Origin of the sequence: Bacteroides sp. FSHCM14E1 (genome assembly GCF_019633785.1) — a bacterium.
Classification (GTDB): Bacteria; Bacteroidota; Bacteroidia; order Bacteroidales; family Bacteroidaceae; genus Bacteroides; species Bacteroides hominis.
Window position 1 is genome coordinate 202,446 of the sequence record NZ_JADKYL010000003.1, and the last position, 13,609, is coordinate 216,054.

At 41.7% G+C, this 13,609-nt stretch carries 17 protein-coding genes; 5 read left to right on the plus strand and 12 right to left on the minus strand.

Annotation, left to right across the window (positions count from 1 at the left end; translation table 11 throughout):
* Window positions 1-29: 29 nt before the first annotated feature.
* Window positions 30-983: an acetylornithine carbamoyltransferase gene (locus ISX59_RS06505; protein WP_005810784.1), complete on the plus strand. Its 954-nt coding sequence runs from the start codon at window positions 30-32 to the stop codon at window positions 981-983.
* Between the two features lie 59 nt (window positions 984-1,042).
* Here the strand turns inward: ISX59_RS06505 and ISX59_RS06510 are convergent, their stop codons facing one another.
* Complete coding sequence (locus ISX59_RS06510; RefSeq protein ID WP_032531766.1) at window positions 1,043-1,438, minus strand: rhodanese-like domain-containing protein; 396 nt, start codon at window positions 1,436-1,438, stop codon at window positions 1,043-1,045.
* A gap of 500 nt (window positions 1,439-1,938) precedes the next feature.
* Here ISX59_RS06510 and ISX59_RS21385 point away from each other — a divergent pair, with 500 nt between their 5' ends.
* Window positions 1,939-2,154: a transposase gene (locus ISX59_RS21385; RefSeq protein ID WP_080594398.1), complete on the plus strand. Its 216-nt coding sequence runs from the start codon at window positions 1,939-1,941 to the stop codon at window positions 2,152-2,154.
* 126 nt (window positions 2,155-2,280) lie between these two features.
* Here the strand turns inward: ISX59_RS21385 and ISX59_RS06520 are convergent, their stop codons facing one another.
* The 9 genes from ISX59_RS06520 to rpmH form a co-directional block, all read right to left on the minus strand.
* Complete coding sequence (locus ISX59_RS06520; protein WP_022011445.1) at window positions 2,281-2,835, minus strand: hypothetical protein; 555 nt, start codon at window positions 2,833-2,835, stop codon at window positions 2,281-2,283.
* Window positions 2,832-3,971 (minus strand): 6-bladed beta-propeller, encoded by a 1,140-nt coding sequence (locus ISX59_RS06525; protein ID WP_005810790.1) that lies wholly within the window; start codon window positions 3,969-3,971, stop codon window positions 2,832-2,834. The genes ISX59_RS06520 and ISX59_RS06525 overlap by 4 nt, the downstream gene beginning before the upstream one ends.
* A gap of 152 nt (window positions 3,972-4,123) precedes the next feature.
* Window positions 4,124-4,447 (minus strand): hypothetical protein, encoded by a 324-nt coding sequence (locus tag ISX59_RS06530; protein WP_005810792.1) that lies wholly within the window; start codon window positions 4,445-4,447, stop codon window positions 4,124-4,126.
* Between the two features lie 275 nt (window positions 4,448-4,722).
* Complete coding sequence (locus ISX59_RS06535) at window positions 4,723-5,403, minus strand: NigD-like protein (protein WP_122296861.1); 681 nt, start codon at window positions 5,401-5,403, stop codon at window positions 4,723-4,725.
* The gene (locus ISX59_RS06540; RefSeq protein ID WP_005778973.1) at window positions 5,400-6,548 is read right to left on the minus strand and encodes a 1-acyl-sn-glycerol-3-phosphate acyltransferase; all 1,149 of its coding nucleotides are present in this window, start codon (window positions 6,546-6,548) and stop codon (window positions 5,400-5,402) included. The genes ISX59_RS06535 and ISX59_RS06540 overlap by 4 nt, the downstream gene beginning before the upstream one ends.
* A 99-nt stretch (window positions 6,549-6,647) precedes the next feature.
* A complete protein-coding gene (locus tag ISX59_RS06545; RefSeq protein ID WP_022011444.1) occupies window positions 6,648-7,622 on the minus strand; it encodes a D-alanine--D-alanine ligase in 975 nt (324 codons plus the stop codon).
* Window positions 7,619-8,692, minus strand: coding sequence for an RluA family pseudouridine synthase (locus tag ISX59_RS06550; RefSeq protein WP_022011443.1), 1,074 nt, complete (start codon window positions 8,690-8,692; stop codon window positions 7,619-7,621). Before ISX59_RS06550 ends, ISX59_RS06545 begins: the two co-directional genes overlap by 4 nt.
* 29 nt (window positions 8,693-8,721) lie before the next feature.
* Window positions 8,722-9,363: a PASTA domain-containing protein gene (locus ISX59_RS06555; protein WP_022011442.1), complete on the minus strand. Its 642-nt coding sequence runs from the start codon at window positions 9,361-9,363 to the stop codon at window positions 8,722-8,724.
* Window positions 9,364-9,512: 149 nt separating this feature from the next.
* Complete coding sequence (gene rpmH / locus ISX59_RS06560; RefSeq protein WP_004292199.1) at window positions 9,513-9,674, minus strand: 50S ribosomal protein L34; 162 nt, start codon at window positions 9,672-9,674, stop codon at window positions 9,513-9,515.
* A 192-nt stretch (window positions 9,675-9,866) separates the two neighbouring features.
* On the opposite strand from rpmH, the gene efp reads away from it, so the two are divergent.
* The 3 genes from efp to radC all read left to right on the plus strand — a co-directional run bounded on the left by efp (window position 9,867) and on the right by radC (window position 12,315).
* On the plus strand, window positions 9,867-10,433 hold the full coding sequence (gene efp, locus ISX59_RS06565) for an elongation factor P (protein WP_005778982.1): 567 nt from the start codon (window positions 9,867-9,869) through the stop codon (window positions 10,431-10,433).
* A gap of 138 nt (window positions 10,434-10,571) precedes the next feature.
* Window positions 10,572-11,561 carry a glycosyltransferase family 2 protein gene (locus tag ISX59_RS06570; protein ID WP_220575749.1) on the plus strand — a complete coding sequence of 330 codons (990 nt, stop codon included), beginning with the start codon at window positions 10,572-10,574 and terminating at the stop codon, window positions 11,559-11,561.
* Window positions 11,562-11,619: 58 nt separating this feature from the next.
* The gene (gene radC / locus ISX59_RS06575; protein WP_032531360.1) at window positions 11,620-12,315 is read left to right on the plus strand and encodes a DNA repair protein RadC; all 696 of its coding nucleotides are present in this window, start codon (window positions 11,620-11,622) and stop codon (window positions 12,313-12,315) included.
* A gap of 28 nt (window positions 12,316-12,343) precedes the next feature.
* Here radC and ISX59_RS06580 read toward each other — a convergent pair whose 3' ends face one another.
* Window positions 12,344-13,108 (minus strand): UDP-2,3-diacylglucosamine diphosphatase, encoded by a 765-nt coding sequence (locus ISX59_RS06580; RefSeq protein ID WP_122296862.1) that lies wholly within the window; start codon window positions 13,106-13,108, stop codon window positions 12,344-12,346.
* A gap of 45 nt (window positions 13,109-13,153) precedes the next feature.
* Window positions 13,154-13,465, minus strand: a complete 312-nt coding sequence (locus tag ISX59_RS06585; protein WP_005778989.1) for a metal-sulfur cluster assembly factor — start codon at window positions 13,463-13,465, stop codon at window positions 13,154-13,156.
* Between the last annotated feature and the right edge of the window lie 144 nt (window positions 13,466-13,609).

The window sequence follows — 13,609 nt, forward strand, 5'->3', positions numbered from 1 at the left end:
AAGGTATATTCATTCTAACAAAGACAATTATGAAGAAATTTACTTGCGTACAAGACATCGGCGACCTGAAATCAGCCCTGGCCGAATCATTCGAGATCAAGAAAGACCGGTTTAAATATGTAGAACTGGGACGTAATAAAACCCTGTTGATGATCTTCTTTAACTCCAGCCTCCGCACCCGCCTCAGCACTCAGAAAGCTGCGCTTAACCTGGGTATGAACGTAATTGTGCTGGACATCAACCAGGGAGCCTGGAAGCTGGAAACGGAACGTGGCGTCATCATGGACGGCGACAAACCAGAGCATCTGTTGGAAGCCATTCCGGTCATGGGATGTTATTGCGACATTATCGGTGTACGTTCGTTTGCCCGCTTCGAGAACCGCGAGTACGACTATAACGAAGTAATCATCAATCAGTTTATACAACATTCCGGACGCCCGGTATTCTCCATGGAAGCGGCCACCCGCCATCCGTTGCAGAGCTTTGCCGATCTTATCACCATCGAAGAATATAAAAAGACTGCCCGTCCGAAAGTAGTAATGACCTGGGCACCGCATCCGCGTCCATTGCCACAGGCGGTCCCCAACTCGTTTGCCGAATGGATGAATGCCACTGACTATGAATTTGTCATCACCCACCCTGAAGGTTATGAACTCGACCCGAAGTTTGTAGGAAACGCACGGGTAGAATATGACCAGATGAAAGCATTCGAAGGAGCCGACTTTATATATGCCAAGAACTGGGCAGCCTACACAGGTGACAACTACGGACAGATTTTGAGTACAGACCGCAACTGGACCGTAGGCGAACGCCAAATGGCCGTAACCAACAACGCCTACTTCATGCATTGCCTTCCGGTAAGACGGAACATGATTGTGACGGACGATGTTATCGAGAGCCCGCAATCCATTGTGATCCCAGAAGCTGCAAACCGCGAAATATCAGCAACAGTAGTATTGAAAAGACTGTTGGAAAATCTATAATAACAATGAACGATCAACGATGAACAGGGTTGCACATGATTGCTGTTCATCGTTGATCGTTATTTCTCTACTTTCTCTCCCGCTTCCTGCCAGGCATTAAATCCCTTATCCAGTTCGTAAACTTTATAACCTTTCTCACTGAGGATGACAGCCGCTTTCTTGCTGCGCTTACCACTACGGCAATACAAAGCTACCGGCTTATCTTTCTGAAGCGTAGAGTCTGCCATAGCGGCAAACGAATCATCAAGCACATTGATATTGATAGTCCCCGGGATATGGCCTTCAGAGTACTCGGCCATTGTACGGACATCCAACCGCTGTACGCTCTCGTCCTGAATCAGTGAAGCAAACTCCTTTACCGGCACTGTCTTGAAATCCCCTTTCGACTGCTGGCAAGAAAAGAGAGATGACAATAAAAACCATATTCCCATAAGCATTGAATTCATTTTCGACATATAATTTAGTAATTGTTTGATTCTATAACGACGTGAGTTCAACAGGATTTAATCGTTTGATTATTTGATAAATAACAATAATACCCACAAAGTTATAATGCTTAATTATAACATTTTCAAGTCTCTTATCGCTATGTTTGCTGAAAACAAAGTTATTGAAATATTCTGTTTAACAAATGATTTCTGTTAGTTTTTTGATACCCTGTTGAAAAATATAACATAAATTCTGAAACACTTCTCAAAAGCAGAAATATCACCAAAATCCAAGAATGCCGTAGGTGATTCAATTCTCATTATGTTTCATACCTTAGATTACAGACGTTTGGAACATTATTATCAGCAATATGTATACACACATTTGACTCACCTGTTTCTCCATCTGATTTCCTATGATCATTATCGAAAACAAAGGACATATAATCAAAAACTCCTCAAAAAGTTGTTTATTAACTGAATACAATTGATTACCCTACTCAACAGCAACACACCGGAGAACACCTATGAGCATTCACGACAGAATATTGCTCAAGAAAAAATCTATCACCGAAACTATCAATGATGAACTAAAGAACATCGTCCAAATAGGGCATTCCAAACATAAGCTTTTCAAATCTTGTTGTAAATCTACTGAGCAGCATTGCTGCATATTGTTTCTTTCCCCAAAGTTGATTGTCAACATCGAAAGAGATGTCAATAATTCGATTACCATATTTTAACAATACCCATTGTGTTTACATCAAGTTATCCCATAATAATCAAGAAGTTAGGAAACAATATTTAATTAAAGCCCAATATATTATATTACAATTTTACAACTCAGAAATTATTCCTCAAACAAGTTCCTAGAAATATCGTTTTTTCATTGTTTTCAGATAAATATCTGTATAATTAGGGAATTTTTTTTCAGGTATAAAAAGATGTTGGACCTTTCCATTTATCAGCAAAAAATAACATACATACATGGAGCCTTCTATTTTTAATCCACTTTTTTTCTTACCAAGATTTATTGTCCCTTCCTCACTAAATTTCATTTTAGGATTAAAATCAGAAGTTAAAAACCATACACATTGCCCCATATCAGTAGGCTCAAAGGACTCTTTTATCTTATTTAAAGCATACTCAACACAAATGCCACATGATTGAGCAGAATAATAGCAGACAAATACTGTATCTAAATGAATCCAAGGCAAATCTAACTCTAAACCATTATTCATACTGGCCTCATAAATATTATCCTCAATATACATTCTCTCTATTCCAAAGTCAGGATTATCTTCTTCTTTTGGTTTCTGAGTAATATTTGCGCACATAAATAATATTATAACTGTTATTATTAAAATCGAAAAAGCCATCAAAAGGCCAGAAAACAAAATCACTTTTATTCTCATTTCTGTCATTTAAATGTATATTTAATTATTATTGGATTATCGTCAAAAGTTACAGTTTCAAATTTCAATCGGTCTCTACTATTAAGTACATCTGGATTCAATGCAAAATTTAGTTCCCGAGGGCTTACATAAAAGTAGAGATAATTATTATCCATTAAAAACGGGAAACAGTCACACCCCTCCTTCAAAGAATTAAATGTGAGACAGGTCCCTTCTTTTTTATTTAATATCAAATGGTAATATCTCTTCTTCAGTCTAAAACGAGTTATATAATAATCAGAATTCTCACCATAAGCTAAAAAACATGTTGCATAATGGCTACTTACGTTACGACTATGATTAACATAAAATTCGATCGACTCCTCTTTAAGAGTCGAAATATCAAAATTATATTCCATAAAATTCCATTGAAATCTAGGTTTCAGAGTTCCATCTTCACAAATGGTAAATACATCGCCATTATAAGCTTGCACAAAGCAAACAGTATCATTATGCATATAAAATGGACTATAAGAATGATGATAAGGGGTATTAGTAAAAATAAAACTTGGTACATCATAATTCTCAGAAGTTATTTTTTTCTCTTTTATATCATAAAGCATAATCTTATTACCTTCTTTTGTGTTACTAAAGAAAACATATTTGTCGGGAGATAAATTTGCAAAATAGTTAATAGAATGTACTGTTTTGGGTAAATTTACACGCTGCTTAAAAAATTCCCCAGAATGATCATAAATATTAATATATCCCATAGCAGACATTAATTCCAAATTTTGGTTATAAGGATTAAAACTGAAATCATATAATAAAGTATACTCTTCTGGAGCAGAGCCTAATTTATTAATCTTATCTAAATATTTGCCACAAGAGTCAAATTTAAAGATTGTATTTTGAGTGTAATCTAAAACATAATAATTTCCATCATTCACTAAAATTTTTCTTAGAGGATAGCCTAATGCAGACTCCTCAGTCATCTCTAAAGGAATTATTTCCACCTTAGAAAAAATATCATAGATAGAAACTACATTATTTTTATCTATATTTACTGTCTTTATGCCCTTTACATCTCTTGGAGTGATTGTAGACGAACGCCTACATGCTGCAAGTCCCATTGCTATAATAATAAAAACAAGTATATTTTTCATAATTTAAGCCTCAGAGAAATAAATATTAAAACAATTTGAGTAAAAAGCTATAATACATTAGCACATTGTATATTAACACTTTTTACTCAAATTCATAGTTTCTGCTCTCAAAAGTTATACATAACCCTCAAAATCATTTTATATCGATACGTTTAGATCCCCCCTATTATTGTACAAAAATTCACCAAGTTAACATACCAAGAACTACAATAGTCGCTTTGATATCCAGTAAAAGTACAAAAGAAGTAACAAGTACCATATAATCCCTCTTGATATCCCATTTTGAAACAAGTACCAGAACTACCTCCACTACAAGTTACTTCAACAGGGCCAATAACCTCAGCATAAGATAGCTGTTCCACGCCAACCAAAGAAAACAAATCGGAATTCACATTCTGAGTTCTTGATATAGAGACTCCCAATGTGATAACCATAATAAATAACAAAACACTCCCCAATAAAATGTTCTTTTTCATAAGCTTCTTTTTTAAGATTAATCAAATATCGTTTAATGGTCACAATATACACATAAATAAACTAATAAAATATTATTTTATATAATATTTTATTAGTTTTAATAAATTCTCAAGACATGGTGAAATGAGAACACAAAATAAGAATAATATCTAAAGTCGTTTAATAACAAAAACGCTTTCCAATATCACTTAAATATACTCCACCCAATACAATCATACACATCTCTACAGAATTAAATAATAAATTCAAAACACAACTTTTTAGTAATTAATGATTAGTGACTGGGTACGTACTCAAACTGATAGGTCTTCACCTTCCCGTCATACGTATGCAAGCTGAAATAAATCATTGCCGGTTCGGCAGCACTTGCCGCATACCGGCCCAACGGCACCGAGACATAAGCCCGTTTGGTATAGGCTTCCATATCTCCTCCATTATCATGATAGAGCATCAAACGGACAGTTAACCGCCCTGTTACGGCATCCCTCACAACGGACTCTTCAATGAAATGGAACCTGTGTTTCTCACTTTGTGCTTTGATGGAGAGGATCATATTCAGAAAATCACGCCCCATCCAGATACTCAGCACATCAACCGGGTCCAGTTTCAAACCATTTCCGAACTCCGCAGCGGGTACCGGGGCAGGAGATACAGTATTGGCCAATGCATAAATCCGCACCTCCTTCTGCCCACCGGCGGACGAGATTACTTCATAATTACTCACCACGCGGCTACTTCCATTCGGGAATAATTCCGTCCGGGTGCGGTCTTCTGCCACCACCAGACGCTCTCCCTTATCCGTTACCAATGTTTGCAAAGTACCGTCTGCTCCCGCCTCAGCGGTCAGAAACTCCAGTTTCACAGGAGGGTAAGAGGCTCCCTCTTCTTCATTACAGGAGATCAGGAAAGCAGAGAGCAATACAAGTCGGGCGATATGCAGCACCCATATTCTCATTGACGTGCAGCTAAGTAATTCACAAGCGGATTAGCATACATCAGCAACAACTTTTCACGCAAGAATGGAATATCCTTATCGGGTATCTCAATCTTTCCAAGCTGTTTCTCCATATAGGCTTCGAAACGTTGTTTGTCGGCCAATGTATAATGGGACTCAAAATCATTTTTGCCGGTCAGCAAGTCATGAGCCACATAATTGCCCGGGTAGAGTCGATAATTGCCATGAATGCGTTCGTCGATCCATGTAGAGATGCGTGTAAACAACTCAGGCTTAGGCAAAGAACGATCCACTGTCGAAAGCAAATCATTGAGGCAGGCCCCGGTCTGGAAGTGTACCTTACCTTTATAACCAAACAGACCGGTCTGCATATTTTTCAGATCGTCTTCCATGGTCTTCTTATACCCCTCTATATCACGTTTCAACTGGAACTCCTGTGCTTTCAGGTAATCGCAAGGATCATATTCGTAAGAAATAGCAAGAGGAGCAATATTCATCTCCATCAGACGATCCACTACATCACCCTCTCCACCCATCGCAAGCATCTTGAGCACACTGTCCTGGGTGCGGTCATTGGAGTCCTTGGCACGTCCTTCACGCTGTGCAATCCAGATGGACTGGTTCTTTTGACCAATCGTATAGTGCATATAACGGGACATACGTGCCGATGATTCAAGCATTTGCCGCATAGTCAGTGCGCGCTGTACGATAAATGATTTATTGACCCGGACAAACTTTTTGATCCACGGATAAATCAGCAGGTTATCACCAATGGCAATTTCCACCGTATCCATCCCCTGGTCGACTAACAGTACCGACAAGAAGCCGGAATCGAGGATTATATCCCGGTGATTCGAAATGTATGTGTATGCCTTACTCTTGTCCGGAATAGCCGTATGATCTAATGAGATACCATCAGTACACTCCCCCGCCAGTTTCCACAGCAGACCGTAACAGAAGGTCTTCTGAAATTCCAGTTTCGTTTTGCAGGCACGCATCTTTTGTGCCAACATCTCAAAGGGAACATCCGGTATCACCCCGGCAACCACTTTCTGAAAAGCCGGATCGGCAATCAGTTCTTCGAAAACTCCGGGGAGCTCTTCGTCGTTGTAAGGACGGATTTCATCAAACTCGGTTGTATTCATAGCTTTCATTCTTTGTATAAGCTACGAGAGCCACGCTATCTTATACCACACCAAACTTGCGGTTTGTGCAGCCTGTAGCCCATTGCTCACAGCTTACAGTTAAAATTTATTCTCAATAATATCAGTCATTACATCTTTTATATCCATTCCGGCAGCACGCACCTGTTGGGGAATGAAGCTGGTAGCGGTCATACCCGGTGTGGTATTCACCTCCAGAAGATTAATCTTTTCACCTTCCGTAATGATATAGTCTACGCGGATAATGCCCGAACATCCCAATATATCATAGATAGCCGAAGTCAATGCCTGTACCCGTTCGGTCAGTTCTTCCGATACACGTGCCGGAGTGATTTCGTCTACTTGTCCGTTGTACTTCGCATCGTAATCGAAAAACTCATTATGCGTCACTACCTCAGTCAACGGGAAAACGACCGATTTTTCTTTCGTCTTATAACAACCGCAAGTCAATTCTGTTCCGGCCATAAAAGCTTCTATCATTACCTCTTCCGCTTCGCCGAAAGCTTTAGCGATAGCCGGCTGAATTTGTTCGCGCGTTTTTACCTTTGTCACTCCAAAACTGGACCCCCCTAAATTGGGTTTGATGAAGCAAGGCAGACCGATCTTCTCTATCACATCCTCATCGGAAACAGTCTGTCCCTGACGCAACAACAATGATTCGGAGATACGTACGCCAAATGCCTTGAGATACTGGTTGCAGACAAACTTATCGTAAGTGATGGCAGCAGCCAATACACCACAACACGAATACGGAATGCGCATCATGTCGAAATACCCCTGCAAACGTCCGTCTTCACCCGGCGTCCCATGAATGGTGATATAGGCAAAGTCGAATACAACCTTCTCCGCCCCATTCATAAAACTAAAGTCGTTTCTGTCTACCGGCGTTTTACTTCCGTCCGGCAACTGCACTTCCCAGCGACGGCCTTCCATTTCTACGATGTACAAATTATACTTCTCCTTATCAATGAAGGAGTAAATGCCCTGTGCACTACGCAGGGAAACTACGATTTCGGAGGTATCGCCTCCTGCCACGATGGCAATGTTGCGTTTCATTCTAAATCTCTGTTGCTAATATAGCCTCGCCACTTCTCTATCAACCGGGTCATATCATCCGGCAACTCCGAAGTGAAATGCATCTCTTCACCAGTGACGGGATGCACAAACCCCAGCGTCATGGCGTGCAAGGCCTGCCGCGGACAAGTGTCGAAGCAATTGTTTACAAATTGTTTGTATTTACTAAAGTGAGTTCCCTTCAGGATTTCGTGACCGCCATACCGTTCGTCATTAAAGAGTACGTGACCGATATGCTTCATGTGTACGCGTATCTGGTGCGTACGCCCTGTTTCAAGAATACATTCCACCAGAGTGACATATCCCAGACGCTCGAGTACCCGGTAATGGGTGACAGCATGTTTTCCTTGAGCCGGGTCGGGCATAACGGCCATTTGCATCCGGTCTTTCGGATTACGGGCGATACTCCCTACGATGGTACCTTCGTCCTGATCGACAATTCCCCATACGAGTGCACGGTATCTGCGTTTGGTAGTCTTGTTGAAAAACTGAATGCCCAAATTGGTTTTGGCATCCGGAGTTTTAGCAATGACCAGTAACCCCGAAGTATCTTTATCGATGCGATGTACCAATCCCACATGAGGGTCGTTAGCATCATAGTCCGAATTATCTTTCAGATGCCAGGCGATGGCATTGACCAATGTACCATGATAGTTTCCGTGTCCGGGGTGCACAACCAGCCCGGCAGGCTTGTTCACCACCATCAGGTATTTGTCTTCGTAGACAATATTCAAGGGAATGTCTTCAGGAATAATCTCATTATCGTAGCGGGGACGATCCATCATCACCGTAATCACATCCAGCGGTTTCACCTTATAGCTACTCTTCACGGGCTTGCCGTTAGCCATGACAAAACCGTCTTCAGCAGCCTTCTGTATGCGATTGCGCGAAGCATTGACGATGCGTTCAAACAAATATTTATCTACCCGGACCATCGCCTGCCCTTTGTCCACTACCACACGGAAATGCTCGTAGAGCTGGTTCTCGTCACCTACAGGTTCTATATCATCCAATTCGTCCTGTTCAAGTTCGTCAGGCAATTCTTCTATCATGCGTTTTTTCTACGTATACGTTTCTTACATTAAAACCAGGAATCGTCTTCAGTACCAGAATCATCAGCAGAAATGGCAGCATCTTCTACCATATCGACCGAATCGGCTCCGGCAGATTGCACCCCGTCACCCACCATCAGAGTCAAAGTAGCACCAATAGGAGCTTTATCTCCAATCTGCAACTGGTGTCCCTGATAAATGACACCATATACCCAGTCCTTCTCTCCGCTCACCATCCGGTTCTCGGTCAGCTTAAAACCGGCAGCCATTAACTTTGCCTGTGCCTGACGCACGGAGCTGTTATCGGCCACATCGGGCACTACGCACAAAGGAGTACTGAGTGTATTTATTGTGAGGTAGATCGTTCGTCCTTCTTTCACTTTCTGCCCGACCGACGGATTAAGATCAAGAATGATGCCGGACGGTTTGTTCTTTACATAATTGGAATCGGACACAACATAAGTCAGTCCCTGATCCCGGAACATCTTTTCAGCCTCGCTTACAGACATCCCTTTTACGTCGGGCACCACTACAGCTTGGCCATGGCGTGTGTATATATCCAATCCTTTAAGTGCGCCGAACACAATGAGCACAGCCACCACAACCATGGCTATGATGTTTACCCAGAAGAATCTATTGGCTTTGAAAGAAAAAAATTCTTTTATCGTCATAATTATAAGCTGTTAATCCGGACAAAGATACTATTTTCGCTACACAGTATCACAGAGTTTCACTGAGTTTTTGATAAAAGCTTATTAAAACAAAAAGAAGCAAAGGAATCCTCCTTCACTTCTTCTTATTCGTTTGCTATGGCTAATACTTATGCCTTCACTCCGTTGTATTCGTCAGAAACAGTCAGTTTCTTACGACCTTTAGCGCGACGCGCAGCCAATACTCTACGACCGTTAGCTGTAGCCATTCTCTCACGGAAACCGTGTTTGTTTTTTCTCTTTCTGTTAGAGGGTTGAAATGTTCTTTTCATTACTGTATCTTGTTTTATGTTATTATTTCTACGGATTCGGGCTGCAAAAATAGGCACTTTTTTTAAATAAACCAAGAGTTAAGTCATTTTTAGTCAAAACATTTTGTGTTTTTTGCCGATTTAGATTACTTTTGCACTCGAAAAGGTTCGAAGATAACTCAATAACAATCTATAAAATAAAGAATATCAAGTATGATTAATGCTCAAGACATCAAGAACGGAACTTGTATCCGCATGGATGGCAAACTGTATTTCTGTATCGAATTCCTCCACGTTAAACCTGGAAAAGGTAACACTTTCATGCGTACTAAACTGAAAGATGTGGTAAGCGGATACGTTCTCGAACGTCGCTTCAACATCGGTGAAAAGTTGGAAGATGTACGTGTAGAACGTCGTCCCTACCAGTTCTTATATAAAGAAGGTGAAGACTATATCTTTATGAATCAGGAAACTTTCGACCAACACCCGATTGCCCACGACCTGATCAACGGTGTAGACTTCCTGTTGGAAGGTGCCGTTCTGGAAGTAGTATCTGATGCTTCTACTGAAACCGTACTTTACGCTGATATGCCTATCAAAGTTCAGATGAAGGTTACTTATACAGAACCGGGCATGAAAGGGGATACAGCTACTAACACATTGAAACCGGCTACTGTAGAATCAGGTGCAACCGTTCGTGTTCCGCTATTTATCAACGAAGGCGAAACAATCGAAATCGATACTCGTGACGGCTCTTATGTAGGTCGTGTAAAAGCATAAACAGGTTAACTGCCGAAAAAAAATGTGGTCTCTATCCCTTACGGGAATAGGGGCCGCATTTTTTTATTACCATCCATGACGGTTATCGAAAAATAATGGCATATATTTGCAAGTCAACAACCGATTATCATTAAACCTATGCGATACTCCGTTATTATCCCCGTTTACAATCGTCCCGATGAAGTGGACGAATTATTGCAAAGCCTCACTACCCAACATTTCAAGGATTTCGAAGTCATAGTGGTAGAAGACGGATCATCTGTCCCTTGCGAAGCGATAGTAAATAAATATCAAGGGAAACTGGACATACATTATTACGCCAAACCAAACTCCGGCCCGGGACAGACCCGTAATTACGGGGCCGAACGCAGCGGAGGGGACTACCTTATCATATTAGATTCGGACTGTATCCTTCCCGAAGGATACTTCGATGCAGTGGAACAGGAACTTTCTACCACCCCGGCCGATGCCTTTGGCGGACCGGACCGGGCACATAGTTCTTTCACTGATATACAGAAAGCGATCAATTATTCGATGACTTCTTTCTTCACTACCGGAGGCATACGCGGGGGTAAAAAGAAAATGGATAAGTTCTATCCGCGAAGTTTCAATATGGGTGTCCGCCGTGAAGTCTATCAGGCATTGGGAGGTTTCTCTAATATGCGCTTCGGCGAAGACATCGATTTCAGCATTCGCATTTTCAAAGGAGGATACCGATGCCGTCTCTTTCCCGGTGCCTGGGTATACCACAAACGGCGCACAGATTTTAAGAAGTTCTTCAAGCAAGTACACAACTCCGGCATTGCGCGTATCAACCTCTATAAAAAATATCCCGAATCGCTGAAAGTCGTCCATCTGCTACCGGCTGCATTCACATTAGGAGTTACCCTTCTGCTATTATGTACTCCCTTCTGCCTGTTCAGTCTTGTCCCGATTCTGCTTTATACATTGCTGGTCTGTCTGGATTCTTCGCTGCAAAACAAAAGTTTACGCATCGGCATCTATTCCATCGCTGCCTCTTTCATCCAACTTATCGGATACGGAACGGGATTCTGGCGTGCCTGGTGGGAACGCTGTGTATTGGGAAGAAGCGAGTTTGAAGCTTTCCGCAAGAACTTCTATAAATAAAAAAGGCGGTCTTTCAGTTGTTGATATAAAAAGAATACAAACACTCTCTATCCAACTTATGAAAAACAAACAAAAACTAAACATCAACCAGTGGTCCAAAGCCGATAGGCCACGCGAAAAAATGATGGCAAAAGGTGCCGAAGCATTGAGCGACGCCGAGCTATTGGGCATCTTGATAGGTTCGGGCAATACGGAAGAGAGTGCCGTTGAACTGACGAGAAGGATACTTGCCTCTTGCGACAATAACCTGAATGAACTGGGAAAATGGGAAGTACGGGACTTTTCCTCGTTCAAGGGCATGGGACCCGCCAAAAGTCTTACTATCATGGCAGCTCTTGAACTGGGGAAAAGGCGCAAACTACAGGAGAGCAAAGAGCGTGAACAAGTCAGATGCTCAGAGGACATTTACAGGCTGTTCCACCCATTAATGTGCGACCTGCCACAAGAGGAGTTCTGGATCCTACTTTTGAATCAGGCATGCAAAGTAATCAGCAAATTACGTATCAGTACAGGGGGGATTGACGGAACATACGCCGATGTACGTACCATCTTGCGGGAAGCCCTGATAGGACGTGCCACACAGATAGCTCTGATTCACAATCATCCGTCGGGCAATGCAAAACCAAGCCAGGAAGACAAACGCCTGACGGCAGCTATACAAAAAGCGTCGCAAACAATGAATATTACCCTGACGGATCATATCATTGTCTGCGACGGTTGTTTTTATAGTTTTGCTGACGAAGGGCTTATCTGATTCGTCTCCGGCAACTGACTCCGGAAAATTAAAGCTGTGTTTCTCCCTCGATGTAATTCTCAAGAAACAGGTTCTCACCATCAAACACCGCATAGGAGAAATAATTGATCCAGTCGCCCAGAATAAGTATACGTGCGGTAGCACTTAACATCAAGTCAAGTTCAATGTGACGGTGACCGTAGATGAAGAAGTTTATATCGGGATGATTTTTCAGATACTCCTTTGTGTAAAGCACCAAGAACTCCTTATCTTCACCCATATAATCAGGCTCTTTCCCCCCTTCACGTTTCAATCGGCTATGTTTGGCCCAATTCAGTCCTAAATCCATACTCCAACGGGGATGAATGGCGGAAAATAAAGTCTGCAACGTACGACTATGGAACATCGTGCGCAGTAACTTAAACTTTTTGTCCGGATCGCCCAGTCCGTCACCATGCGCCAAATAGAACTCTTTCCCATAGATTTCCGTAGTCACCGGCTCACGGTGAATCGTCACCCCACACTCCCTGGTCAGGTAATCGCCACACCAAAGATCATGGTTGCCCGTAAAGAAATGCACCTCTACTCCCATATCAGTCAGTTCAGAGAGTTTTCCTAAAAAACGGGTATAACCTTTGGGCACCACCAAACGGAACTCATACCAAAAGTCGAACATGTCACCCAGCAGATATACCGCGGTAGCTTTATGTTTAATGCTGTCGAGAAAATTGACCAGGCGCCGCTCCTGTGTACGTCCGTGCTCTATGGCACGTGAACCCAAGTGGGCATCAGAAAGGAAATATACGTTCTTCATACTGTAAGAATGGATCGTTTAAGAATAGAAGTAAAACAGTAACGATTATAAAAAGCCCAGTTCCAGTTTAGCCTCTTCACTCATCATATCTTTGTCCCACTCCGGCTCAAAAACCAGATTGATAGTGGCGGAATTCACTCCCTCAATTGACTCTACTTTCTGCCGCACATCTTCCATAATGAAATCTGCCGCAGGACAATTAGGAGCGGTCAGGGTCATATCGATAGAAACCTCTCCCTCTTCGGCGACGTCTATCTTGTAGATCAGTCCCAGATCGTATACGTTTACCGGTATCTCGGGATCGAATACGGTTTTGAGCATATCTACTATCTTTTCTTCTATTTCAAACTTAGTCATTTCTATATTTCTTTGAAAGTTTACAAGACAAAGCTAAAGAAATTCTTTGAAAGATAGAGAATATTGAGGATAAATTAACGTCAACGAGGCAAGTTCATTACAAAACACACAGAGTACACAGAGTTTATTAATACGTATATCAAC

Excerpts from the sequence above, each read along its gene's own strand:
- ISX59_RS06505 (WP_005810784.1), top strand. The coding sequence starts at position 30 with ATGAAGAAATTTACTTGCGTACAAGACATCGGCGACCTGAAATCAGCC.
- ISX59_RS06510 (WP_032531766.1), bottom strand. The coding sequence starts at position 1,438 with ATGTCGAAAATGAATTCAATGCTTATGGGAATATGGTTTTTATTGTCA.
- ISX59_RS21385 (WP_080594398.1), top strand. The coding sequence starts at position 1,939 with ATGAGCATTCACGACAGAATATTGCTCAAGAAAAAATCTATCACCGAA.
- ISX59_RS06520 (WP_022011445.1), bottom strand. The coding sequence starts at position 2,835 with ATGACAGAAATGAGAATAAAAGTGATTTTGTTTTCTGGCCTTTTGATG.
- ISX59_RS06525 (WP_005810790.1), bottom strand. The coding sequence starts at position 3,971 with ATGAAAAATATACTTGTTTTTATTATTATAGCAATGGGACTTGCAGCA.
- ISX59_RS06530 (WP_005810792.1), bottom strand. The coding sequence starts at position 4,447 with ATGAAAAAGAACATTTTATTGGGGAGTGTTTTGTTATTTATTATGGTT.
- ISX59_RS06535 (WP_122296861.1), bottom strand. The coding sequence starts at position 5,403 with ATGAGAATATGGGTGCTGCATATCGCCCGACTTGTATTGCTCTCTGCT.
- ISX59_RS06540 (WP_005778973.1), bottom strand. The coding sequence starts at position 6,548 with ATGAATACAACCGAGTTTGATGAAATCCGTCCTTACAACGACGAAGAG.
- ISX59_RS06545 (WP_022011444.1), bottom strand. The coding sequence starts at position 7,622 with ATGAAACGCAACATTGCCATCGTGGCAGGAGGCGATACCTCCGAAATC.
- ISX59_RS06550 (WP_022011443.1), bottom strand. The coding sequence starts at position 8,692 with ATGATAGAAGAATTGCCTGACGAACTTGAACAGGACGAATTGGATGAT.
- ISX59_RS06555 (WP_022011442.1), bottom strand. The coding sequence starts at position 9,363 with ATGACGATAAAAGAATTTTTTTCTTTCAAAGCCAATAGATTCTTCTGG.
- rpmH (WP_004292199.1), bottom strand. The coding sequence starts at position 9,674 with ATGAAAAGAACATTTCAACCCTCTAACAGAAAGAGAAAAAACAAACAC.
- efp (WP_005778982.1), top strand. The coding sequence starts at position 9,867 with ATGATTAATGCTCAAGACATCAAGAACGGAACTTGTATCCGCATGGAT.
- ISX59_RS06570 (WP_220575749.1), top strand. The coding sequence starts at position 10,572 with ATGCGATACTCCGTTATTATCCCCGTTTACAATCGTCCCGATGAAGTG.
- radC (WP_032531360.1), top strand. The coding sequence starts at position 11,620 with ATGAAAAACAAACAAAAACTAAACATCAACCAGTGGTCCAAAGCCGAT.
- ISX59_RS06580 (WP_122296862.1), bottom strand. The coding sequence starts at position 13,108 with ATGAAGAACGTATATTTCCTTTCTGATGCCCACTTGGGTTCACGTGCC.
- ISX59_RS06585 (WP_005778989.1), bottom strand. The coding sequence starts at position 13,465 with ATGACTAAGTTTGAAATAGAAGAAAAGATAGTAGATATGCTCAAAACC.